General features: G+C 46.5%; 16 protein-coding genes and 1 pseudogene. 10 read left to right on the forward strand and 7 right to left on the reverse strand.

What is annotated here, in order from left to right; genetic code table 11:
• The first annotated feature begins 113 nt into the window (after window positions 1–113).
• The gene (locus tag BK126_RS18460) at window positions 114–1,268 is read left to right on the forward strand and encodes an alpha/beta hydrolase (RefSeq protein WP_076314119.1); all 1,155 of its coding nucleotides are present in this window, start codon (window positions 114–116) and stop codon (window positions 1,266–1,268) included.
• A gap of 191 nt (window positions 1,269–1,459) precedes the next feature.
• Here the strand turns inward: BK126_RS18460 and BK126_RS18465 are convergent.
• Window positions 1,460–1,834 (reverse strand): annotated as a pseudogene (locus tag BK126_RS18465) (SDR family NAD(P)-dependent oxidoreductase); the annotation flags it as partial.
• A gap of 478 nt (window positions 1,835–2,312) precedes the next feature.
• Here BK126_RS18465 and BK126_RS18475 point away from each other — a divergent pair.
• From BK126_RS18475 to BK126_RS18490, 4 genes are all read left to right on the forward strand, one after another.
• A complete protein-coding gene (locus BK126_RS18475; protein WP_076313998.1) occupies window positions 2,313–2,696 on the forward strand; it encodes a hypothetical protein in 384 nt (127 codons plus the stop codon).
• A gap of 261 nt (window positions 2,697–2,957) precedes the next feature.
• Complete coding sequence (locus tag BK126_RS18480; protein WP_218639258.1) at window positions 2,958–3,818, forward strand: MFS transporter; 861 nt, start codon at window positions 2,958–2,960, stop codon at window positions 3,816–3,818.
• 358 nt (window positions 3,819–4,176) lie between these two features.
• Window positions 4,177–4,890 carry a beta-glucanase gene (bglS, locus tag BK126_RS18485; RefSeq protein ID WP_076314000.1) on the forward strand — a complete coding sequence of 238 codons (714 nt, stop codon included), beginning with the start codon at window positions 4,177–4,179 and terminating at the stop codon, window positions 4,888–4,890.
• 201 nt (window positions 4,891–5,091) lie between these two features.
• Window positions 5,092–6,780, forward strand: a complete 1,689-nt coding sequence (locus BK126_RS18490; protein WP_083655960.1) for an extracellular solute-binding protein — start codon at window positions 5,092–5,094, stop codon at window positions 6,778–6,780.
• A 186-nt stretch (window positions 6,781–6,966) separates the two neighbouring features.
• On the opposite strand, the gene BK126_RS18495 is transcribed toward BK126_RS18490, so the two are convergent.
• Together BK126_RS18495 and BK126_RS18500 are read right to left on the reverse strand one after the other, a co-directional pair.
• Window positions 6,967–8,607: a response regulator gene (locus BK126_RS18495; protein ID WP_076314001.1), complete on the reverse strand. Its 1,641-nt coding sequence runs from the start codon at window positions 8,605–8,607 to the stop codon at window positions 6,967–6,969.
• 9 nt (window positions 8,608–8,616) lie between these two features.
• Complete coding sequence (locus BK126_RS18500) at window positions 8,617–10,326, reverse strand: sensor histidine kinase (RefSeq protein WP_076314002.1); 1,710 nt, start codon at window positions 10,324–10,326, stop codon at window positions 8,617–8,619.
• A gap of 144 nt (window positions 10,327–10,470) precedes the next feature.
• Between BK126_RS18500 and BK126_RS18505 the strand changes: the two genes are divergently transcribed.
• The 3 genes from BK126_RS18505 to BK126_RS18515 are packed head-to-tail and all read left to right on the forward strand — an operon-like array spanning window position 10,471 to window position 16,811.
• On the forward strand, window positions 10,471–11,421 hold the full coding sequence (locus tag BK126_RS18505; RefSeq protein ID WP_076314003.1) for an ABC transporter permease: 951 nt from the start codon (window positions 10,471–10,473) through the stop codon (window positions 11,419–11,421).
• Window positions 11,422–11,436: 15 nt separating this feature from the next.
• Complete coding sequence (locus tag BK126_RS18510) at window positions 11,437–12,315, forward strand: carbohydrate ABC transporter permease (protein ID WP_076314004.1); 879 nt, start codon at window positions 11,437–11,439, stop codon at window positions 12,313–12,315.
• Window positions 12,316–12,356: 41 nt separating this feature from the next.
• On the forward strand, window positions 12,357–16,811 hold the full coding sequence (locus BK126_RS18515) for a carbohydrate binding domain-containing protein (RefSeq protein ID WP_076314005.1): 4,455 nt from the start codon (window positions 12,357–12,359) through the stop codon (window positions 16,809–16,811).
• A gap of 80 nt (window positions 16,812–16,891) precedes the next feature.
• Here the strand turns inward: BK126_RS18515 and BK126_RS18520 are convergent, their stop codons facing one another.
• The 4 genes from BK126_RS18520 to BK126_RS18535 are packed head-to-tail and all read right to left on the reverse strand — an operon-like array spanning window position 16,892 to window position 21,252.
• Window positions 16,892–18,304, reverse strand: coding sequence for an ABC transporter substrate-binding protein (locus BK126_RS18520; protein ID WP_076314006.1), 1,413 nt, complete (start codon window positions 18,302–18,304; stop codon window positions 16,892–16,894).
• A 21-nt stretch (window positions 18,305–18,325) separates the two neighbouring features.
• The gene (locus BK126_RS18525; RefSeq protein ID WP_076314007.1) at window positions 18,326–19,441 is read right to left on the reverse strand and encodes an efflux RND transporter periplasmic adaptor subunit; all 1,116 of its coding nucleotides are present in this window, start codon (window positions 19,439–19,441) and stop codon (window positions 18,326–18,328) included.
• Between the two features lie 39 nt (window positions 19,442–19,480).
• Window positions 19,481–20,374 (reverse strand): carbohydrate ABC transporter permease, encoded by an 894-nt coding sequence (locus tag BK126_RS18530; RefSeq protein ID WP_076314008.1) that lies wholly within the window; start codon window positions 20,372–20,374, stop codon window positions 19,481–19,483.
• Window positions 20,371–21,252: a carbohydrate ABC transporter permease gene (locus BK126_RS18535; RefSeq protein WP_256702919.1), complete on the reverse strand. Its 882-nt coding sequence runs from the start codon at window positions 21,250–21,252 to the stop codon at window positions 20,371–20,373. The genes BK126_RS18530 and BK126_RS18535 overlap by 4 nt, the downstream gene beginning before the upstream one ends.
• Window positions 21,253–21,396: 144 nt before the next feature.
• Between BK126_RS18535 and BK126_RS18540 the strand changes: the two genes are divergently transcribed.
• Together BK126_RS18540 and BK126_RS18545 are read left to right on the forward strand one after the other, a co-directional pair.
• Window positions 21,397–22,089, forward strand: a complete 693-nt coding sequence (locus tag BK126_RS18540; protein ID WP_076314009.1) for a response regulator transcription factor — start codon at window positions 21,397–21,399, stop codon at window positions 22,087–22,089.
• A gap of 83 nt (window positions 22,090–22,172) precedes the next feature.
• A complete protein-coding gene (locus tag BK126_RS18545) occupies window positions 22,173–23,699 on the forward strand; it encodes a sensor histidine kinase (RefSeq protein ID WP_179085567.1) in 1,527 nt (508 codons plus the stop codon).
• The last annotated feature ends 73 nt before the right edge of the window (window positions 23,700–23,772 follow it).

Consider the following 23,772-nt stretch of genomic DNA (forward strand, 5'->3'; position numbering starts at 1 on the left):
ACAGAAAGGTTGGTTTTGCACTAATTCACTTAGGACAATCAGTATATATAACAGGAGATCAGCAAAACAGCTTGTATGTAATTTATGACGTATTACAGGGAGAGGTGCTACGGATGGTTAACCGATTAATCGAGCGTGATTTTTGTTGCAGAAGAGAGGGGCTGATGATTCGAGGAAGAGAATTCCTGCCACAAGGAGATCATTTACCAGCGATCATCATTAGTCATGGATTTGGTGGAAATTCAATGAACCTGGAATCATACTGCCGAACGTTTGCAGGATGGGGATATGCGACATACTGTTTTGACTTCTGTGGCGGTTGCCCTGATGAAGAGGGAAGAAGTGACGGAAAATCAACGGATATGACTGTACTGACCGAACGTGACGATTTGATAGCCGTTATGAACTATGTTAAAGAGTTAACTTATGTTGATGACAGCAAATTGACATTAATGGGGTTTAGTCAGGGCGGATTTGTATCGGCGCTTGCCGCTGCCAAACGCGCAAATGAAGTGAACTCAATAATACTTATTTACCCGGCATTTTGTATTCCGGACGATGCCCGAAGAGGTGCATTAGCGAACTCATCCTATGATATCAATTGTGTTCCTGAAATTATAGATTGCGGGAAAATGACTATTGGCAAGATGTTTCATGAGACCGTCGCAGATATGGATCCTTATGAAGAGATCATTCCTTACACAGGACCTGTACTTCTGATCCATGGCACCTCAGATGAGATTGTACATTACAGTTATTCTGTTCAAGCCCAAAATTCTTATGAAACAAGTCAATGTCAACTGCAACTCATCAAGGAGGCCGGACATCATTTTACCGAGGAACAAACGGAAAGTATGATTGTTTCCATACATCAATTTTTAAAAGGAAAAAAGGAAGTGTTAACGATTGATGTTCTAATTACTGGCAGCGAGGTGAGGAAGGATACGGGAACAGATAAGCAGATTGCTGTCTTTTTTACAGGAAGCAGTGAAAGCCCTTTCTTCAAAGGTGATATTGTCCAGGGGGCTGAGGACGTGCAGGATTATTATGAAGGTAACCTGACTAACATTCGAGCAGATTATGCGCTGGAAGGCGTTGACTATGTGGGGGATCACTGCCGAATTCATATTGTGAACCAGCGTGTGAATGGAGAGCTGAAGCCTGATTTACATACAGATAGCAGAGCACTTGATTTTCTTAATCATGCAGATCTGACGGCCAGTATTGAGGGTTTTACAGGTGGACTTACCGTTCGTATTTTCTCATAAGAAGAGTGTGTTGAGCCTAAGGTGCCTTAAGGTGCTCTAGTTCCTTTTGATTATAACGAAACAAATCCGAGCAATTTTAGTATCTATTTAAGACATATGCCAGGGAGCAGTTTGTCATTGCCAACAGCTGCTCCCTCCTTCGTTTAAGCTAAAGAGTAGATTAGTGCGGTATCCTGTTTAAGATCTGTGCTTCAAGACACGAGAAATTCGTGTTCATAAATCGCGTGAATCCTTTCCAGAACGTTCTGCGCCTGGTCTTTAAACTTTAGTTCCACGACACGCCCTTTTAGCAAAAATACGCCGCTCTCATGATGATGATCCCCGAATGCCCCTTCATACAGCTTGTTAGCTCCGAGAGTAGGAGGCGAGAAAAATAGCTTCATCACTACTTCAATCAAAACGGGCAGTCCCGATTGTTTCCCTTTTCTTAGCGTGTTGTTGCCGCCCGGGTCGACACTAAGGATCTTGATGTCGTCCTTGGCGAGCTGTGATGCGATGGCCTGAGTCCATAGTGAAAGAGCTAGCTTCGAGGTCGCGTAAGGACCAATTAACTTGCACAACAATTTTAGTTCAAAAGGAATTCAGGGAACAAGATCCGGATCTTTTGAAATTCAAGGAAGGAATTTCTTTTGAACTAACTGACTATGTAAAGGATTTCTTCACTCAGGATATAGCGGATAAACTTCAAAATAATATGGAGTCTATTGTGGAGCACAACGAGGCTAAATACAAAGAGAATATGTATGATGATGAATCAATTAAGTTTAATATACATTGGTTTAACTACAAATATGGAAACGACGTTAGATTCGAATTCAAAGAAGTAAACGAAATCAATTATGACAATGATGCTGAACGAATTCAAAGATAAAGAGATTGAGCAGGGCATAATGACTTATTCATTATTAAAAGATAGAGAAAGTGGAGAGTGGTTAATTGCCACAATGGACGGAAATTGAGAGGTTTAAAGTATCTCTTTATATAGTTGTTATAAGAAGAGTGCACATTGATTAACCCTTGAACTGAAGAGGGAGGGGTAATAGAGTGACAACAAGTAAGCGAATATTCTATATCTTAATTATTTCAATAGTGGTGAGTTTGTTAACTACTGTACTTTTACAAATTTCAGAGTCTAAGGAATATTTTCTTCATGAATTAACTAACTCTGATAAGTTCATGGAAATGTTCTTCATGGTGACTTTTCTTTACTTTTTTGTAGTAATTATTGGTACTTTGATTTCATTTACTGTACGTTTTTTTACAAGGAATAGTCTGATCATTTTTGTCACGTATTTATTGGTCGGTCTTTTAATTTACTGGATAAGTCCTTGGGAGTGGGCAAATGGAGAAGGTAATTACGTCTTTATTATTAGTGCAGCTATTTTTGGAATTTTGGATATTCGTTTTTTAAAATATCACAAAGCGTAAAGAGAGCAGACCCTAAGTTATCACGCAGATAACTTAGGGTTATGATGTGGTTTGGAATCAATGAGGTTTTGTTCGCTTTGGATAATAGTGAATTGGAGTTGTCTAAATCATTCCGCGAGCAGTCCAGCACGGCGGACAAATATAGCTTGCCATCTGAACAAGGGACTTCGGTGATATCCGATAGCCACTTTTGGTTCGGTGGTGAGGATCTAAAGACTCTCTGAATCAGGTTCTCACTCTTTTGGGCTGCAGCATCCTCGCGTGTTATGCCGTTCGTTAGACAGAACGCGTAGTTTTGATTTATTTGGTGCTTTGACGGTTACTGCTGGAGCAACTTTATTAGTGTACACTTTGGTGCAAGGACCAGAGATCGGTTGGACTTCATCAAGTATTATTATTAGTGCAGTCTTATCCATTCTATTATTAGCTTTATTTATATGGATTGAACTACGTAGTAAAGATCCATTGATGCCGATCCACCTTTTGCGAAATCGAAATCTAATATCAGGAATGACCACAACATTTATCTTTATGGGCACGTTCGGCGCATTGCCTTACTTTTTAACAGTGCTTTTTCAAAGTGTGCAACTGTTCAGTGCGTTACAGACAGGTTTAGCGTTTCTTGTACCTGCCATTTCCATAGCCATTGGAACACAATTGGGTGCCAAACTTGTCACTCATTTCCAGACTCGAAGTACATTAATAATTGGGTTTATTATTGGAATCATCGGAACCCTATTACTGACAATTGGCGGTCATCAGGATAGTAGTTATTGGTCAATCTTACCTGGTCTTATCATTTCAGGAATTGGTCAGGGGATTACTTGGACCTCGATGTGGATTGTTGCTTCAATGGGAGTAGCTGATAAGGAGCAGGGTGTTGCTTCCGCAATGGCTTCAACAGCTCTAAACATTGGAAATGCTGTAAGGATGGCTATTCTAATTGCGGTTGCTAATATTGGAACCGAAGGTAAGACTGGAGCAACATTAATATCTACTCTAGCCTCAGGAGGAAGAACTGTTTTTTATTTGGCAGCAGTAGGTATGCTAGTTGGATTAATCGTTGCTGTGACTCTTCCGCGTTCAAAAACAAAGAAAATAAAACAAGAGTTAGCCAGTTAACAAATTGAATGTAGCCTGAAATTGAATATAATGCTTTCAACAGAGTAGGTTGGGTTAAGTGGATTGCTCAAAGAATAGTTTTTACTATATTTGTATTTTATATAAAGAGTATAGGCTAGATATGGGAGAACCACTTTCTAAAAACAATTTTAGAAGTGGTTTTTACTTTTTTTCGATGGGTTTTTTATACGATGCTATTCAAACAAACTGAATGGTTTGTCGTTTTGATTTGCTTAAAAAATGAACATTGATTCTTTAATGTTTACTATAGCTTGCTTATCCTAGTCCATATAAAATGGAGACACCATCTATGAAAGCGCTTTATTGACGTGGATGGAATTAGAGATGGAGGTGTAAGATGAGAAGGAAGACCTGGTATACATTGATTGTTTCTGGATTAGTGTCTTTGTTCTTTTCAGTAAGTGCTTTTGCGGGATATGTGTTCTGGGAGCCATTGAGTTATTTCAACTCCAGTACGTGGCAAAAAGCTGACGGTTACTCCAATGGATCCATGTTCAACTGTACTTGGCGAGCGAATAATGTTAATTTTACGAGTGATGGTAAACTCAGACTAGGTTTGACAAGTTCAGCATACAACAAATTTGATTGCGGGGAATATCGGTCAACGAACAGCTATGGGTATGGTTTGTACGAGGTGAGTATGAAGCCTGCGAAGAATACGGGAGTGGTATCTTCTTTCTTCACTTATACCGGGCCTGCTCATGGCACGCAGTGGGATGAAATTGATATCGAATTTCTAGGAAAGGACACGACGAAGGTCCAATTCAATTACTATACGAACGGAGTCGGTGGTCATGAGAAGATCATAAATCTTGGCTTCGATGCTTCCCAAGGCTTCCATACGTATGCATTCGATTGGCAGCCTGGTTCGATTAAATGGTATGTAGACGGTGTTCTGAAACATACGGCAACGTCCAACATTCCGAGTACGCCTGGCAAAATCATGATGAATCTGTGGAATGGAACAGGCGTTGACAGCTGGCTTGGACCGTATAACGGGGCTAATCCGTTGTATGCTGAATACGATTGGGTGAAATATACGAGTAACTAAACTTACATGCAGAAGCAGCCGCTGTTCAGGCTGCTTCTTTTGTATCCTGTGAGGATTGCATTTTTACAAGATTCATATCCATTTTTCAATATCCTAAATTAATACAATAAATGTTGTAATATTAGTATGGGCATACATATGGATCATTCATTATGATGGACTCTGTAGACAACATTACTATATAGACAGGGGGAGCAAAAGTTGGAAACTAGCAAAAAAAGAAAGATCGGCGGTCTAGCACTCGCAGGAATGTTCGTGCTTTCAACAGTTCTCAGTGCGTGCAGCAGCAATGGGCAGAGTAAGGAAGCTGCGCCAAGTACACCAAGTGTTGCACTGGAGATGAAGGATGGAAAATATGATCCACCTGTAACCATCACTTATTTGCGGCCATGGGGTCCAGATGTGAAGTTCAAGCCGGGAGAGGATCAAGACAACAACGTACACACGAAATGGGCTAAAGACAAGCTCGGTATCGAATTGAAAAATCAGTGGGTCTCACCTTCCACCAATAATGCCTTCGAAACCAAGCTTCGTTTGTCACTTGCATCCAACGCAGAGATGCCCGATATTATCTCCTATCGTGGAGAGTTCAATCTGGTACGTGAGCTGATCGAAACCGGCAAGTTTGTCGATGCTGGCGAGTTATTCGATAAATATGCGAGCGACACTTGGAAATCCGCAGTAAATGAAGATCCAACTGTATGGTATCCTTATATGCAGGACGGCAAACGAATCGGTATTCCGATTCTGGATTATGCCTATAATGGAGATCCGGTGATGTGGATTCGGGAAGACTGGATGAAGAAATTCAATCTCGAAGCCCCTAAAACACTGGATGATCTTGAGGTTATTATGGAAACGTTTACAAATCAAGATCCGGATGGAAACGGCAAAAAAGACACGTATGGCCTGACGATCGGATTCAAAAACTGGCTGAACACCTGGATGTCTGATGCCGGCTGGATTTTCGGAGCTTACGGAACCATGCCGAATCAATGGAATCTTGACGCTGATGGTAAGCTTGTCTATGGCTCCGTTACACCAGGCGCTAAACAGGCTCTGGCTACATTGCAGGACTGGATGAGCAAAGGATATATTCCAGAAGAAGCGGGCGTCTATGACGAGACCAAAGCAGCTGAAGAATTCACGGCTGGAAAAGCAGGTATTGTGGTAGGACCTCACTGGATGCCATCATGGCCGCTCGAGGATGTGAAGAAAAATAATCCGGAAGCGGAATACAAAGCTTATCCTATTCCGGCTGGACCAGACGGTAAAGCAGGGCGACACGGTACCTCCAACGGTAACGGTGTAATTCTGATCAACAAGGACATGAAGAACCCGGAAGCATTTTTTACCTATCAGAACTATCTGTTTGACCACTACGCGAATCCACAAGAAGGCGATGAGTTCGAACACGGCTTCGCAGAAGGATATGACTGGGCTATGGTTGACGGCAAACCTTCTACAGATGCCAGTGTAACGCAAGGTTATGCGCCCGAGAAGTACACGTTGACATTTGACGGTGCGCGGATTCCAAGCCTGAGCATGACGACACTTGCCAAACTCGCAAGCGGGGAAGAAGCAACAACACCTTTCGAGAAGAAGATAAAATCCGGTGTACCGGAGCCGATGCTCGCGGCAGCCAAAATTGTCCTGGATCAAAAAGACATTGTCTACAACCAAATGTTCACAGGCGCACCAACGAAGACGATGCAGATGAACAACGATATTTTGTCCAAAATGGAGAAAGATTTGTTCTCACAGATTGTTTACGGCAAAGCTCCTGTTGATGCATTCGACGATTTCGTAGAGAAATGGAAATCTTCCGGCGGCGATCTGATTACGCAGGAAGTAAACGAGTGGTATGAGTCTGTATCGAGTAGTAAATAAACGACGGAAGTAAGTACTTAAATGCAGCTCACGATTAAGCTCAAGTCCATTCATCAGGGCGGCCACACAAAATAAAAAAGGCATTGCTGGGAAAAATTCCGGCAATGCCTTTTTGGCTGTAAGGGCATAGTACATGATTTTGTTATGTGTGACAGCGGTACAGCCAGACTTTGGTTCCTTGTTGTATCAAACGGGCAGATTCTCTCTGTATTCTTGCGGTGTTACATCATAGAACTTTTTAAATACTCGTATAAAATAAGCGGTATTGTTATACCCGACAAGCTCAGCAATTTCAAATACCTTTGCACTGGATGAACGTAAGTAGTAGGCCGCTTTCTCCATTCGTAACCGATACACATAAGCGGTAAGAGCTTCTCCGGTTTCTGCTTTGTACACCTTGGACAAATACACCGGGTGAAGGTGAACATACTCTGCTATAGCGGGCAAGGAGACATCACCGTCGAGATGTTGATCCACAAAGCTTTTGACACTGCGGACAATCGTACTGTGATTGTCCTTCAGCTCTTGTTCGGCATCCTGACTGATCGTATGGAGCGTCCGGATAGACCAATCCTTAAGCTGCTGCGCGGTCGCGTAACTCGGTGCCTGAAAGTATCGAAACTTATCTGCAGGGAGGACGGAAGAGATCTGCTTGCCGTTCTTATGAATGATATAAGCAAATGCACCGGCCAAGGCATGGTACACTTCGATGGTCGTTTCCGCAATATCATGATACTCTCCAGATTGCAGCAGTTCTTCAAAAATCAACTCAATCTTCTGCTCTACATCGTCGAAACGTCCCGCTTCAAGCAGGCTGATCAGTGTAGGTGGCTTGTACAAGGAACGAATTGCTGGTATCGGATGAACATCCGGATCATCCGATGCGGTCACGAACAGGCCTCGTACCTGACCCATGCGTTTGCGCATGGAGCGCACAGCGCCCTCATAGATCTCCCCGATTTCGTGTGGGAATTTGCCCCAATGAGAGACCGAAATGGAAATGGCTCCTTTCAAGTAGAGCTGTACATTGGTTTGAATCTGAGCTGCATAATGCTCTAGCAGGGCTTGCGGTTTCTCATCCTTGGTCGATCCCTTCGGTGCAGCTTGTTTAACACTAGCCAGGACGACAAGATAATCATGGACATCCTTTGTGTGCCAGATATGAAAATGATGCTGCATCACTTCGCTGATAATATTGCATATCGCATATTCCATTAAAGACAGATCCTGGTTTCCCATCTCGGTTAAATGCTCTTCCATACGAATCACCATCATACCTAGCTCTTCACCGACAGAGTAGGGCAGTTCCAACAACTCAAGCTTGTCTGACAGTGCTTGCTCAGAATAGGTTTTGCCTGTGAGCAATTCATGGAGCATGGTCGATTGCAGAAGAGGAAGGTTTTCTTGAAATGCATGCATAGCACGTTGATACGACGCAGCTGTTTCCCATTTTTGTTTGATGCGGTTCACGAGGCGCTGCACGGTCTCAATCAGGTCTTCATCACTGACGGGCTTGAGTAAATAGTCGAAACTTTCCTGTGCCATTGCCTGCTTGGCATATTCAAAATCGGCGTATCCCGATAACAGAATGGTCTGTACATGCGGCCAGCGTTCGTGAATGGCTGTAATCAGTGCAATGCCTGACATTTCCGGCATGCGAATATCGGTCATGACGATATCTATATCGTGATTTTCCATAATTTCCAATGCGACTGCGCCAGACAGTGCTTCATGAACAGTGCCGATGCCGCAGCTTTCCCACGGAATCGTTTCGGCTAACGTTTCCACAACGGATTTCTCATCGTCTACCAATAAAATCTGTAACATAGATGTCACCTACTCGTTATTATTGTCTTGCCATTTGATGTGTACCTTCACTCCGCCACGGGTTGAATGTTCATATTCTAATCCAGAACCTTCACCATACAAAAAGTACAAACGTTGATGTACGTTCCAGGTACCGCAGCCCATATTCTCATCCAGTGGTTTCAGCAGGTTGTTCCTGAGTTCATCCAGCTGTTTATCCTCCATGCCACGCCCGCTGTCTTCAACGGTTATCCTGTACCTGTCGTCCTTGTAATCCGCGCGAATGATAATATGACCGTCCTCGGAACGTGGCTCAATGCCATGGATAATAGCGTTTTCAACGATAGGCTGGAGGGTGAGCCTAGGTACGGTTTTGCCCAAAATTTCATCAGGTACATCAATTGTAAAATGCATTCGCTCTAGCCTCAGCGCTTGGATCTCCAAATAATTCTTGACCATTGTCAGCTCTTCCTCAATCGTGGCATGGTCCTTCTCCGACCTGGTTATGTATCGATAATACTCACCTAGATTTAGTGCCATGGCAACAACCGCTTTTTCATTTTTCATTCGGGCCATATTCTTGATGTAGAAGAGGCAGTTATACAGAAAATGCGGATTAATCTGCGATTGCAATTGTTTTAGCGTGGCCTCACGTCTTCTCAGTTGCTCCTCGTAAACGTTCTCAATTAACTCCTGAATTCGCTGGGCCATGATGTTAAATCGTGCAAACAGCAAGCTGAACTCATTCCGGGAAGAATCATGTAAACGAACGGAAAAGTCGCCGGTAGATAATCGATTCGTACCTTTCACCAGCTGCAGAAGCGGGAGCTGAACACTCCTGAACAAGACATATAATACCACGATGCTCATGGCAATCAGTACAGCAATGGAAGCAAAAAAGAGATTCCGACTGCTTGTAATCGGCTTCAGAATCTGCTGCATCGGAACATAATCCACATAGTACCATCCAAGACTGTCGGATTGGATATAAGACACATAGTACTCCGTCTGGTTCAGGTTGGCGGTGAAGCCGCCTTTGTCTTGCAATTCAATCTCATGCAGCTTGGATTGCACTGCATTCAAGGTGTTGCTTCCGCTGCTATTACTGATCAGGCCAAGTTCTGGATGAAACATGAAGGGGTCACCCTTGTTATTTAACTTGTTCTGATCCAGCATCGCCGTTAAATGACGTACCGGAAAACTGATCTTGGTAATTAACCGGGCTTCGTCAGGCTTGATGCTCGCTGTGGTCGGGTCGGTCGTGTACCACTCAAACTGGTCATGTGTATACGTCCATGATTTCGATAGCGGCTGGCTGAATTCGTCTTCGCTATACGGAATGTAGGCATAATAATCCGTCGAGATGACTTTTTGCAAACGCGGAAAATACAACGTGATGGTCGAATGCCATTGGCTTGCCGCATTGTACAGATTCATCTTTTCCAGAATGGCACTGCCGACCTTGACACGTTCATATGGAATATCTTTGTAGTCCGGGCGCTGGTATTCCTGAATGCTGGAATCTTGTCCCATGGACATGCCATAGAGAGATAGTTGGTAAATATTGGATTCCACAGATTCGGCAAAAGTGGATAGTTGATTCATCGTATTATTCTGGATTTCTTGTTCAATTACACGTACGCTTTCTCTATTTGAGTATGTATACAGAAACAGTACCAGTACCAGCAGCACAACGAACAGCAACGTAATTTTAGTAAAGATATTTAGACGGGCAAACAACGCACCACCTCCTCAATTCATTAAAATATTGATATCGTTGTTGCAATATTAGGATATAGATTGCAAATGACCGTTGCTATAATTTTAATATACAAGTTCATGTGGACTTGTAAAATACAAAATTTAGAACTTGGGGGATGTTGGGTGAAGGAACATACGTTAGAAGCGCCGATAGAACGGCAGGCTATCAAGAAAAAACAGCGCTGGAACATGCAACGAAATTGGTCCTTGCATTTGATGCTTATTCCGGCGGTTTTGCTGGCGATCATTTTTCAGTACATACCAATGGGAGGCATTGTCATTGCTTTTCAGGATTTCAAACCTTATCTAGGTTTTACCGGATCGGAATGGGTAGGATGGGATAATTTCAAATACTTGTTCCTCTATCCAGATGTGGGGCAAGTGATCTGGAACACGCTGGTGATTGCCTTTTTCAAAATTGTTGCAGGATTAATTGCTCCCTTCCTGTTCGCTATTTTGTTAAACGAAGTACGGCTCACTGCTTTTAAAAGAGTCAGTCAGACACTCGTTTATCTACCACACTTTTTGTCCTGGGTTATTCTAGGCGGCATTTTGCTGGATATCCTTTCTCCGCAAGGAGGCCTAGTAAACCAAGTGATCGTTGCCATGGGCGGTGACCCGATCTTTTTCCTTGGGGATGGAACCTGGTTTCGGATAACACTGATTGTCAGCGATGTGTGGAAGGAATTCGGCTTCGGTACGATCGTATTTTTGGCTTCTCTATCCGGCATTAACCCGGCATTGTATGAAGCTGCAGAAGTGGATGGAGCCAACCGTTTCAAGCAGACGCTGCACATTACGATTCCTGCGCTGATGCCGATAACTATCGTACTCATGACACTTTCCATCGGCAACATTCTTAATGCAGGGTTCGATCAGGTGTTCAATCTGTACAATCCGCTTGTGTATGACAAAGGCGATATCATTGATACGTTTGTCTATCGACTAGGTATTCTGAACGGTCAGATGAGCTTTGCTACAGCGGTAGGATTGTTTAAATCGGTCGTAGCAACGATTCTAATCGTCATCTCATACCGACTTGCTTACAAATGGGCTAACTATCGAGTGTTTTAGAGAGGAGAAAACGGCTTGTATTACAAAACAAAAGGATATCGAATATTCAGCGTTGCCAATTATATTTTTCTCGGTGTATTGTCACTGCTGTGCATACTGCCTATCATTCACATTTTGGCTGTCTCGTTCAGCAGCATGGCGCCGGCTTCATCCAATCTGGTCAGCTTGTGGCCGATCGGATTCACTACAGATGCCTACGTGAAGACGTTTGGCAATTCAAATTTCATTAACTCCTTGCTGGTCTCGCTCGAACGAACAGTCATTGCAACCGTCCTTGGTATGGTCATTATGTTAATTACAGCGTTTCCACTCTCGAAGGAAGACATCAGCTTCAAGGGTCGTTCCATATACACATGGTTCTTCGTATTTACGATTCTATTCAGCGGAGGTCTGATTCCGAGCTACATTCTCATTCAGAAGCTGGGGCTGATGGATACCATCTGGGCTCTGATTCTACCGGGTGCGCTGTCCGTATGGAATGTAATTCTCATGATGAACTTCTTTCGAGGACTGCCCAAGGAACTGGAGGAAGCTGCCTATCTGGATGGTGCTGGTCACATCAAAACACTCGCGCTGGTCTATGTTCCGCTGTCTCTCCCGGCGATCGCCACACTGTCGCTTTTCACGATGGTAGGTCAGTGGAACTCCTGGTTTGACGGCATGATCTATATGTCTGATGTAAAAAATTATCCGCTTGCTTCCTTACTTCAGACCATTATCGTGCAGCAGGATCTTAGTAAAATCAATGTAGATCCGTCCATGCTGGAGAATGTCTCCCAGCGTACGGTCCGCGCAGCACAAATCTTTATCGGAGCATTGCCTATTTTGCTGGTTTATCCATTTTTGCAGCGCTTTTTCGTAAAAGGTATCGTGATCGGGGCAGTGAAGGAATAGCTCTGCCTTGAAAGCAACCATACATTTAGGGAGGAATATGGATGAAAAAAGGTTTGGCTTGTCTCTTGGCAGGAAGCATGATGATTATACCGATCGCTCCGGCATCAGCCGGAGCGGGGAGCACAGCGAAGCAAGTAGAGACGGGACAGATGCAGGCGGACAACCTGCATTCTGCCCCATACCAGGACCTTGCGGGTCATTGGGCGGAAAAAGCGGTAGTGCGAATGCAGAATCTGAACTTAATCAAGGGATACTCGGACGCCACATTTAAACCGAATGAACCGATGAGCCGGGCCGAATTAGTTGCGCTGCTGGACCGGATATTCGGCTTTGCCGGGAGGCAAACAGCAGCTCCAGCTTCTTTTTTAGATATGAATGAAAAAGACTGGTATTACGATGTCATGGTACGTGCACATGGCTCCGGGGTCATCCAGGGAACCGATGCTGAACATCTGTCGCCAGAACGATTGGTTACCAGACAAGACGCGGCTGTTATGATCGATCGGGCGTTTCAGCTGTCGACAGGTAAGGAAGAGGGGCAAGCCTTAACCGGTTACAAGGATGCAGGAGATGTGGCAGGTTACGCACAGAAAGCATTCAGATATTTTGTTCAGCAGCAAATTGTAAACGGATACAGCGGCAAGTTAGCTCCAAAATCAGAAATTACACGTGCAGAGGCAGCCACCATAATCTCCAACCTGATCTCGGATGTGAAACATACGCCGGGTACGTATGAATCTAACGTTGAAGGTAACCTGGTCGTTCGATCAACGGATATCACCCTTCGAAATATGACGGTCAACGGCAATCTGTTACTCACCGAAGGAATTGGAGAGGGTACAGTGACCCTGGATGGTGTAACCGTTACGGGGAGTGTCATAATCACAGGTGGAGGAAGTCAATCCATTGACATCCGCGACTCCAAACTGCAACAGGTTAACGTCAATAAAGCTTTTGGTACGGTTCGTGTAAATATCGAAGGGACCAGCGTGGTCGATGAGATGACCATTAAGCGCCAAGCAACGGTTGAACTATCAGAGGAGAGCATCATTAACAGGTTACGCGTGAACAGCACAGCCCCTCATACCCGCATCGATGCCAAAGGTAAAATCAAGCTAATGGTAGTGGAAGCCGGAAACGTACTTGTTAACGGGGAATCCGCTGCAATCGGGGAGCATCATGTTAACACAACAGAAGGCAATGAGGAGTCCGAACAACCTAAACCAAACCAACCTAGTAGTGGAAACGGTTCAGATACCACACCGTCCAATCCTGGCGGAGGAACACCATCCGTACCTGAAACGCCATCAGGTGAGAAGCCCGTTCCTGCGACTACTATACCGAACGAGCAATGGGAGCTTATCTGGAATGATGAATTCAGCGGTTCCACTGTAGATACCACCAAATGGACCGTTCAGGATACCGGACTTGTCTATAACAATGAGATGCAGTATTACAGCCCTGACAATACACGCATCGTTACAGATGGTGAACGGAATGTATTGCAAATTGAGGCCAAGCGAGAGCAAAAGGACGGGAAAGAATTCACTTCAGGGAAGCTGATCACCATGGGCAAAGGAGACTGGACCTACGGAAAAGTTGTCGTTCGGGCGAAGCTTCCTGTTCAGCAGGGCATGTGGCCAGCGATCTGGATGATGCCAACGGACGAAGCTCATTATGGGGGATGGCCGGCTTCAGGCGAAATTGACATTATGGAACTGATTGGTGGCAAGGACAGAGATCATGAAGTCTACAGCACGATCCATTATGACTCCGTTAGACCTGACGGTTCACACGGACATGATCAAGGCAAGTTCTCCCTGCCACAGGAGCAATCTTTTGCCGATGAATATCATGATTTTCAGGTGGAATGGCTGCCTGGCATGATCCGATTCTATGTGGATGGCAATCTGCATCATCAGGTAAACAATTGGGAGACCACAGCGGCAGGGCAGCCGGAAAGCTACACCTTCCCTGCACCGTTTGACCGACCATTTTATCTGATTCTCAACCTGGCGGTAGGTGGAGACTGGCCGGGATCACCGGATAGTGAATTCGTGTCGGAGAAGATGAACGTTGATTTTGTGCGAGTGTATTCGTATAAAGGGCTAGATCAATGGCCTGATGTAACCTCCAATCCGATTGAGCCCGAACTTCAGCGCGAGCCGCAAGCGGATGGGAACCAGATATACAATGAACAATTCACGGAAGGTGTAGATGAAGCAGGTGTACCGAAGGAATGGAAGTTTATTACCAATGCAGGTGGTGCCGGCAAGGTTGAAGTTGTTGATGATGAACAAAAAGGCAAAGCCGCGAAGGTGACCATTTCAGAGGCAGGAACTGAGAATTATTCAGTTCAACTGACACAAATGCCAATCTACATGAAGAAAAACAAAAAGTACAAGGTTCAGTTCGATGCAAAAGCTTCCGATAACCGCATCATTCGTTCGAAAGTGACGCAGTTTGAAAAGAGCTGGACGAATTACTCCGAAGAGAAAGAATTTGCTATAACGTCCGATTGGCAACCGTACGAATACACATTCAACATGCGTAATGGTTCCGACAACAACGCAAGGTTTGAATTCAATCTAGGATTAGTTGAAGGAGAAGTTACACTGGCGAATGTGAAGCTGATCGAGATCGGTGAGGCCGATCCTCTCCCGGTGGAACGCAAAGTATTGCCGGACGGTAATTACATCTATAATGGTACGTTTGATCAAGGAAAAGAGCGTCTCGGCTTTTGGGAGAGCCGGATTGAAACGGGTGCCGAAGCTCAAGTATCCGTGAATAACTTCTTGAAGTTCCCGATTATGGAGAGGCAGCTCGTGGTTGAGGTGCAGCAAACGAATGGGGAGCCTGATCAAGTCGCAGTCGTCCAGCCGGATATAATACTGGAAGGTGGTACGACCTATGGATTCTCTTTTGATGCCAAAGCGGATGTGTCCCGCACCATGGATGTGAACTTATCCAGCGCTGAGGGTCATGAAGTGAAGGTAAATGGGGGGCAGCAAATTCAGCTTGGACAGGAACTTCAAAATTACACAGGTGAGATTGTCATCGGTGAGGGAGCGGCTGAAGCAACCACTGAATTAAAGCTTCTCTTCGGCAGTTCTACTGGCAAGGTCTATGTGGATAATGTCAGGTTGACCAAGTACGGAAAGCCGATATCGATCCAAGGTTATGCCCATATTCCTGCAGGCGAGGCGTGGAAGATGCAAGGCTTACAACTGGAGAACTCCGATGAAGGCGGCAAACATGTCGGCTATATGGATGAAGGTGATTTGCTTCAATTTAAAATGAATGTTACGAGTGACGGAGTCTACGCATTCTCCACACGTATGGCGAGTGCCGCGGCCAATTCAACCGTCCGATTCAGTGTTAAAGACGAGCAAGGAATAACCGTAGCAAGCTCGGAACTAATGCTCGGAGACACGGGTGGATGGCAAACTTACAAAACCGTACATCTGCCAGCAGTTCCATTGAAAGCCGGAGTTACTTATTACGTTAATTTTGAAGGGAACGAATACAACACACGCTGGTTGGACGTTTCACAGAGCCAGGTGAAAAATGGCGAACTGACTGAAAATGCGACGGATTGGACACTGATTCCTAACGTTTTATCAGCAACGTATGGTCATGATCACGGCATGAGCATTACTGTGCCGGGTACAACCGAGAATTGGTGGGAGGTGTTGTTGCAGCAGGGGCAGCTTTCTCTTGAGGGGGGTAAAACGTATCGTCTTAGCTTTGAGGCCTCAGCATCCGCTCCAAAGTCGATACAAGCGGTCGTCTCACAAAGCAGCGGCGGAGATATAAAGTATATGAATGAAACCGTACATCTGACGGAAACCAAGCAGCAATATGCTTATCACTTTACAATGGGGGAACAAGGGGATGCTGCGGCCTTACTGAATTTTGGTCTGGGTACCCCTCCAGCGGGAGAGCATAAAGTCTCTCTTCAGAATGTGATGTTATACGAGGTGAATCCGAATGCAGATCAAGGTGGACAGCCGGTATATGTCAATCTGATCCCGAATGGAGATTTCTCTAAAGGCAGTGAAGGATGGTTTAAACACGCTGACGGGGTTGAGTCAGAACTAATGATGAGCGTTGAGAATCAGAAGCTTCAAGCAGTAATTGGTCAGGCGGGGAATAATCCTTGGGACCGACAAGTTATTAATGAAGGATTTGCGATACAACAAGGTTATAAATACCAGCTGAAGTTTACAGCCAAAGCTGACAAACCACGTAAAATGGGACTTGGCATCGGTTGGCTTGATGTTCCCGCTGGATATGTTTGGCATGGATTCTATGGTGAACGAGTAGATTTGACCACTTCTGAGCAGGAATACACCTTCACATTCGATACCACCGAGCCGAGCTATGCAAACAGTCGTATTGTGTTTGATATGGGTAACATCAGTGGGGCCGAAGACGGGAATACAACGATAACATTATCTGAAGTGAGCCTCATCAATATGGGGCCAGCCCAATAAAACGGCATAAATTTATCAAAATAAATCCTCAAAAAAAACCTCTAAAGCCATGATGGCTTTAGAGGTTTTTTGATCTGTCGTTATTCGTTCAAATACGTATTAACTTTGCTAGCGACAGCAGCTGCAACTGCCTCAGCCGATTTGCTGCCTGAGAAAAAGGAGGCTGTTTCTTCTTTTATCATGGCGATAACCTTATCGTCCTTGTGTTCATAGTTGCCTACGGAAGGGAGCAGATTTAACCCGTCGTTAATTTGTTCATCTGTGGCGGACAAGGATTGAGCGGCACCGTTCTTATCTGTGAGCACAACAGAAGCCTCGCCGCTATTTAAACGTTCGGTGATTTGCTCCACTCTCGTTTTTACGGCAGCCTGATGGACAGGAAGCACAGTCAATGACGGGGACGATTGGATTTCCTCCGACAGCAGAAATTTAACGAATTCCCAAGCAGCCGGCTTCACCTTGGACTGCTTGTTCAGGGCAAAAGCCAAATCGGAGGTGAAAGGGAGTCCTTCGTCCGTTCCCGTTCCCGGAGGCGTCAGCACTTCTGCGATGCCGTTGCCCAGCGTGCTTGGCAGCGTAGCTATTGCCAGTGGATCTAGTATGTCCATCGTGGAAAAAACTTGATTCATAATGCCAAGATGATCCTTTGAAGCGGCGCCACTGTCGTATAGCTCTTTGATTTGTTCCATATAAACGCGGAATGCCTCCTCATCGAACGTGCGGCTGGTGCCTTCCTTAAGAACAAGCTTTTCATATATCGTTTCCGTCAAATAGCCAAGCAGCTCTTCCGGCTTCATGCCCCCAAATACAGAGGTTTTGGTTCCGCTTGCTTGTGCTTGCGAAGCGAATTTCTGGGATAACGCCATGAATTGCTCCCATGTCCATGTTTCATCATCGATCTCGCCCCCTTGGGCAATCGCTGCCTTATTTCCAAGCATAACTTTAAGGGAGTAGCTTATCGGGATGGCGTACCAGCCGTTATTCGTATCGGATATTCCTTTCAGAACCCGCTCGTAATAGTCCGCAGTCTGAAATTCGCCATCCTGATCAGCCAGCTTGCTCCAGTCCGAGAGCAATCCTTTATCCAAATAACGGTCTACCGGGAGATAACCCACCGAGATGAGGTCGGCGGCATTGCCAGACATAAGCGCGGTATTGACCGAGTTGACATATTTCTCAATATCTTCCGCAGCAGGGACGATATCATACATTTGCGACTCCATGTTAGCGATAGGCTCCGTGGGCACTGTCTCCTGGATTTGCACGTCAATATTCGGATAAGCTTGTTCGAATTTGTTGACAGCCTCCTCGAGGAATCGGTCCTCCGTGAACACGGAAACTTTAAGTATCTGCTTCTCGCTTACATCAAGAGAGGTTGGTTCCTTGGTGACTGCCGGAGTGCTGCCGTTACCTGAGCTGCAGGCCGCTAATGTCGAACACAGCAGCGTTAAAGATGCCGTTATGGCCCATTTGGTCATCCATACCTTTCTCATTGCTTATTCCTCCCTAATAATTTATTCCAAGCGTACGCGGTTGCCGTCGCTAAGCGGTTCGCTTGTATCCGTAATAAATAGTTCCTCGGGCAATAATCCGTTCGTAATAACAACCGTTTCGTTGTTTTTGGCGCCTATATTGACATATGTTTTTTTGGCAAAATAGGATGATCCAAGCGGCCCCTCCGTGACGGATACCGTAAACAAGTATGTTCCGTTTAAATCCGATTGCATTACATCTGCCGGAACCATAAATCCAGGCTGTTGGCTTTCCTGATGAATATAAGCGGTTGCTTTCAATCCTGGCTTCAGGCCGATTCCGTTTACGTCAATTGTGACGGCTCTCGAATCCGGGTCCGCTGCTCCGCTTTCGGAAGCTGAAGCTGAAGCTGGATCCCCCTGATTTTCGATGCTGGAAATGATCCCGTCCAGAACGCGCACGCCGCCATCGTCAATATTTACTTTAACTTCACCCCCGATCCGCAGGGTTGAGGCTTGGTATTCTGAGACGATCACATCCAGCTTGTAGCCTGAATCGTCGCTGGCTATTATACATACCTGCTGCGCTGCGGACACGGTGATGCCTTCCTTGGCTGTTAATTCGGTGACAACTCCGTCGTATGGCGCGCGAAGTACGCGGCCATCGAGGATTTGCTGCTCCAAATCCTTGAGTTCACGCTGCTGGATGGTCATATTCAGCTTCTGGATCTCGATTTGATGCTCTTGATTGGCTATCGCTTCGGTATCATCCTCGCGCAGCAGCGGCTTTAATGCCTCCATTAATTGGTTCAGCACAAGCTCCTCCTTCTGATACCGCGTTTTTGCATCCTCCAGCGCCCGTTCCGTAACGCCGAGATCAAAGGTAATCAGCGGATCGCCCTTGCATACACGATCGCCTTTTTCGACATGAACCTTTGAGATGGTCCAATTGCCGGCCGACATTAGCGGAGTGGAATAAGCGGGCTGCAAATACCCTTCCTCGGATACGCTTAAGTCAAGGCTGCCCATGGCCGCCTTCTCTACTGCCACTTTTGGCAAAGTCAGTGATTGAATCGTATTGGACAAAAACGTTAGCAGCAGCAGTACTGTGAAAAATAGGATGATGATAAGACGCAAGGTTCTTTTTTTGGTGGACATTTCTTTCCCCCTTTCTTGCATAATGCAGTAAATGTGAAATTATCCTTTAACCCCGGACCGCTGAATGCCTTCCACCAGACGCTCTTCTCCGTACAGAAACAGCAGTACCATCGGTGCCATATAAAGCGCGGAGGATGCAAAAGCGACGCCTTGCTCACCAGCGGTTATGCGAGCAAGGTAGACGGATAACGGCTGCCGCAGCTCTTCCGTTAAAAACAACAGCGGCTGCTCCACCATGTTCCAATTGTCCGCAAAAGCCAGCAGCAATAACGCGGTCATGCCCGGCTTGACTTGCGGCAGCACGATATGGAAAAAGGCGCGAAAATGACCGGCTCCGTCGATTTTGGCCGCTTCAAGGTACGCATCGGGAATAGCGGACGTGAACTGGCGCATCAAAAATACGCCAAACGCTGCAAACACGCCGGGCCAAATAATGGCTCCATACGTATCCAGCAGCCCCAGCTTATCCGCCACTATGTAGTTGGGAACCAGCGTTACTTGGTACGGCATCATCATTGTCAGCAGATAAACAAAAAACAGCTTGTCTCTTCCGGGGAATTTCAGCTTGGCAAAAGCGTAGGCCGCAAGTGTTCCTACCACCGCTTGCCCGATAAGAATAGGTACCGTCAGCCGAACCGAATTCCAGAACAGCAGCAGGAAGGTTGGCTTAAAGATAAGCACTTCTGCAAATGGCTTCAGCGTGACCAGCTCCGGAATGAAGCGGATCCCTACGTGCTCCTTGGGCATGGCCGCCGCATCCAATCCATCTGCCTCGGTGTCGTACAACGCGCCGTAATGATGCCCAATTTCCCGCTCCGACATGAAAGCATTTGTAACAGTCAATGCAATAGGAAACAGGACAATAGCGGACAGCAGGATGAGAAACGTCAGCTTGACAGCGATGGCAAGCCGGCTAATAGCTACCTTCTTCATTCCATCCCCTCCCTAAAACGGCGTTCTGCTCGAAACAGCACATACACAACAGCCCCGATGGCAAGCGCGAGAAGCACCGCCGCAGACGTCAGCTTTGGATAATCCAGATTGTAAAATTGATTGTTCATGAAGTGCTGCAGCGTATAGATGGCATCGTGGGGATAAGCGCCGGCTACCAGATAGGCTTCACGAAACACTTTAAACGAGCTGACGATTGACATGATGATAACAAAAAAAGAAACAGGAGCCAGTCCCGGCCATACAATGGACCGGAAGTGCCGCCACGTGCCGGCTCCGTCAATCGACGCCGCTTCATGCTGCTCCGCCGGAATGTTTGCTAGGCCGGCCATAAACAGCACTAAGTTGTAGCCGGTATTTTTCCATACGAAAACAGCCATCATCACGACAAATGACCAGCGGCTGTTCATCCAATCGATTGGGTTAAGCCCGGCGTTCACTAATAAACCGTTAAACGCCCCGTTGTAATGGAATAACGCCTGCCAGACGAGCACGACCGAAGCGACTGGAACAACCAGCGGCAGCAAGAGAGCTGTCCGGAACGTTTGGCGAAGCGGCATCGCTTTGTTCAGCAGCAGCGCGAGGCTAAGAGATACGGCGAATAAGACCGGAACACTTGTGGCTGCGAACAGCAGCGAATTCATAAACGCTTTGCGGAATGATGAGCTGTCCCATAGCTGACGGTAATTGTCCAATCCAACGAAATTTCCCTGCATAGGCGAGTCAACGAAAGAGTAGTAGACAACAGCCCCAAATGGAATGAGAAAAAACAGCAGAAAGCCGGCCAGACTTGGCCCCAGAAATGCCAAAATGGCAACTGCCTCCCGAATGCGAAGCTTCGGCGCCTTAAATTTGGTCAAGATGCTTCCTCCTTTCCTGATTTTGACGTCCCTAATCATAACCCGGCTTTGTTACAGCTGTGTGACAGCTCTGGATGTGGCAAATGAGAAGTTATCCCGTTACAATGGAGCTACGTCTATTTTGATGCGGGAAGGAAGATTCAATTGAACAAGACTGTGCTGATCGTTGAAGACGAGAAGAAGCTGCGGGAATTGATAGCCGATTACCTGGAAGCCGAAGGTATCGCATGGCGCGAAGCCGCTGACGGTGACGAGGCGGTGGCGGTGTTCCGCGAAGCCTTGCCGGATCTGGTTATTCTCGATATTTTGATGCCGGGTCTCGACGGGTACGATGTGTGTGAGGAAATCCGCAAGGTGTCGGACGCACCGGTATTATTTTTGACGGCCAAAAGCGAAGAGGAAGACAAGCTGCTCGGGTATGATCTTGGTGCCGACGATTATATGACCAAGCCCTTCAGCCCGAAAGAGCTGGTAGCAAAAGTGAAAGCATTGCTCAGGCGCGCCGACAAGGCGATGGCTGAACAGGCGACAACGGAAGGGGAGCCGTTAAGCTTGGACAGCATCCAGATCGACGTATCCGGCAGGGAGGTGCTGCTGGACGGACAGCTGCTGGCGTTGTCGCCAAAGGAATTTGATCTGCTGCATTATTTTGTCAGCCATAAAAATATCGTGCTCAGCCGGAATCAGTTGGTAGAGCAAGTGTGGGGTTATGATTACGAAGGCGACGAGCGAACGGTGGACACCCATGTCAGGCGGCTCCGTCAGAAGCTGGGCTCGCGGGCGGATTGGATAACCACGCTGCGCGGCAATGGCTACCGGTTTAAGGTGACGCCATGATTCGTTTTCGCCACTCGATTGCATTCCGCCTTTTTGTAATCACATTTGTTGTGATGATGGTCTTTGTTGGATTGCTGCTGGTATTGCTGGGGAACGGGTTTTCCCGTTTTTATGAGCGGCGTCAAGTCAGTGATGTTACGGAAGCTATGAAGGGGATTGGCCAGCAGTATGGTTTGGATTGGAAGCAAAATATCGAACCAGGCTTGCCAGCTTATATTTCGCAATTTGAAAGCAGCTACTTCGCCAAAGTTGCAGTATTGACGATTGAAGACGGCATTGCCAACCAATTGCTAACAGGCGGCGGTACGGAAAATTCGCAATTAGTATTGCAGCTGCAGGCCCCCAGCAATTCTGATTTTATTGTGACGCCAAAACCTTCCGTGGAATCAGAGGTGTCAGGCTTAATGGCTGCACTGCAGGAATGGTTAGGTGATGAAAACTCGTTCCAGCAGGTGATGGAGCAAGGCCAAACGCTCACTTACAAGTCAGAAGCAGCTTCCTCTGCTGCCGGCACCGCCGTGAGTCCGTTAATTGCCATAACGGCTGCTTCAACCGATGGCAGCCAAAGCGGTACCATTCTGCTGGCGGTTTCCTCTTTGCAGCCCATCACCCATGCGGCCAGTGTGTTCAGAGGCTTGTCACTGTATGTTTTTGGCGCCGCTCTTGTATTTGTGCTGCTGCTGGCGTTTGGATACGCTCAAATGATTGCTAATCCTTTGATTCGGCTGAATGCATTTGCCGGCCGCCTTGCCAATTTGGAGTTCGATAAACGCATCGGCTGGAAACGCAAGGACGAAATCGGAGAGCTGGCGCGTACGTTTGACTTTCTGACGGATAATTTGCAGCAAACGCTGGAGCAGCTGCAAACGGCAAATGAGAAGCTGCGGCAAGATATTGAACGGGAGAAACAGCTGGAGCGGATGAGACGCCAATTTGTAGCGGGAGTATCACATGAGCTGAAAACACCGTTGAGCCTAATTGGAGGTTATGCAGAAGGGCTGAAAGACAACATTGGCAAGGGAGCCAAACGCGAGAAGTATGCCGAAGTCATACTCGAGGAGACCGGAAGGATGGCGGCGATTGTAGCCGATATGCTGAATTTATCCCATTTAGAATCGGGACAATATGCGTTAAAATGGGAAACGTTTGATGTGGCGGAGCTGCTGAATGCGGCGGCGGATCGGGCGGACGGGTTACATGCGGGAAAAGCGGGCTTGCACGTCAAAGTAAATGTGACGCCAGCGCCTAATGGCGAGACGGCCGCTGTTGCGGACCGCTTCCGGATTGATCAGGTGCTGACCAATCTTGTTTCAAATGCGGTGCGGCATACGCCGGACGGCGGGATAATTGAATTATCGGCGTCTGCAGGAGAAAAGGAGTGGACGGTCACCGTCTATAATGAAGGTGATTCGATCCCGGAGGAGGAGCTTACGCGCATTTGGGGTGAATTTTACCGCATCGACAAAGCGCGGAGCAGGGAAAGCGGCGGCACAGGCATCGGTCTGGCGATAGTGCGCGAGATTATGGAGCTGCACGGCAGCCGCTGCGAAGTCCGCAACGAGCGGGGCGGCGTTGCGTTTCGGTTTAAGCTGCGCCTCGCGGGCTCGTAGCGGGTCAGCAGGTTAGCAGCTCTAAATTAATATATCCTTACCACCATATTAGGCCACCAAAAAAAACAAATCA

Origin of the sequence: Paenibacillus sp. FSL H7-0326, from assembly GCF_001955535.1 — a bacterium.
Taxonomy (GTDB): domain Bacteria; phylum Bacillota; class Bacilli; order Paenibacillales; family Paenibacillaceae; genus Paenibacillus; species Paenibacillus shunpengii.

Excerpts from the sequence above, each read along its gene's own strand:
- BK126_RS18460 (WP_076314119.1), top strand. The coding sequence starts at position 114 with ATGGTTAACCGATTAATCGAGCGTGATTTTTGTTGCAGAAGAGAGGGG.
- bglS (WP_076314000.1), top strand. The coding sequence starts at position 4,177 with ATGAGAAGGAAGACCTGGTATACATTGATTGTTTCTGGATTAGTGTCT.
- BK126_RS18495 (WP_076314001.1), bottom strand. The coding sequence starts at position 8,607 with ATGTTACAGATTTTATTGGTAGACGATGAGAAATCCGTTGTGGAAACG.
- BK126_RS18515 (WP_076314005.1), top strand. The coding sequence starts at position 12,357 with ATGAAAAAAGGTTTGGCTTGTCTCTTGGCAGGAAGCATGATGATTATA.
- BK126_RS18520 (WP_076314006.1), bottom strand. The coding sequence starts at position 18,304 with ATGAGAAAGGTATGGATGACCAAATGGGCCATAACGGCATCTTTAACG.
- BK126_RS18525 (WP_076314007.1), bottom strand. The coding sequence starts at position 19,441 with ATGTCCACCAAAAAAAGAACCTTGCGTCTTATCATCATCCTATTTTTC.
- BK126_RS18530 (WP_076314008.1), bottom strand. The coding sequence starts at position 20,374 with ATGAAGAAGGTAGCTATTAGCCGGCTTGCCATCGCTGTCAAGCTGACG.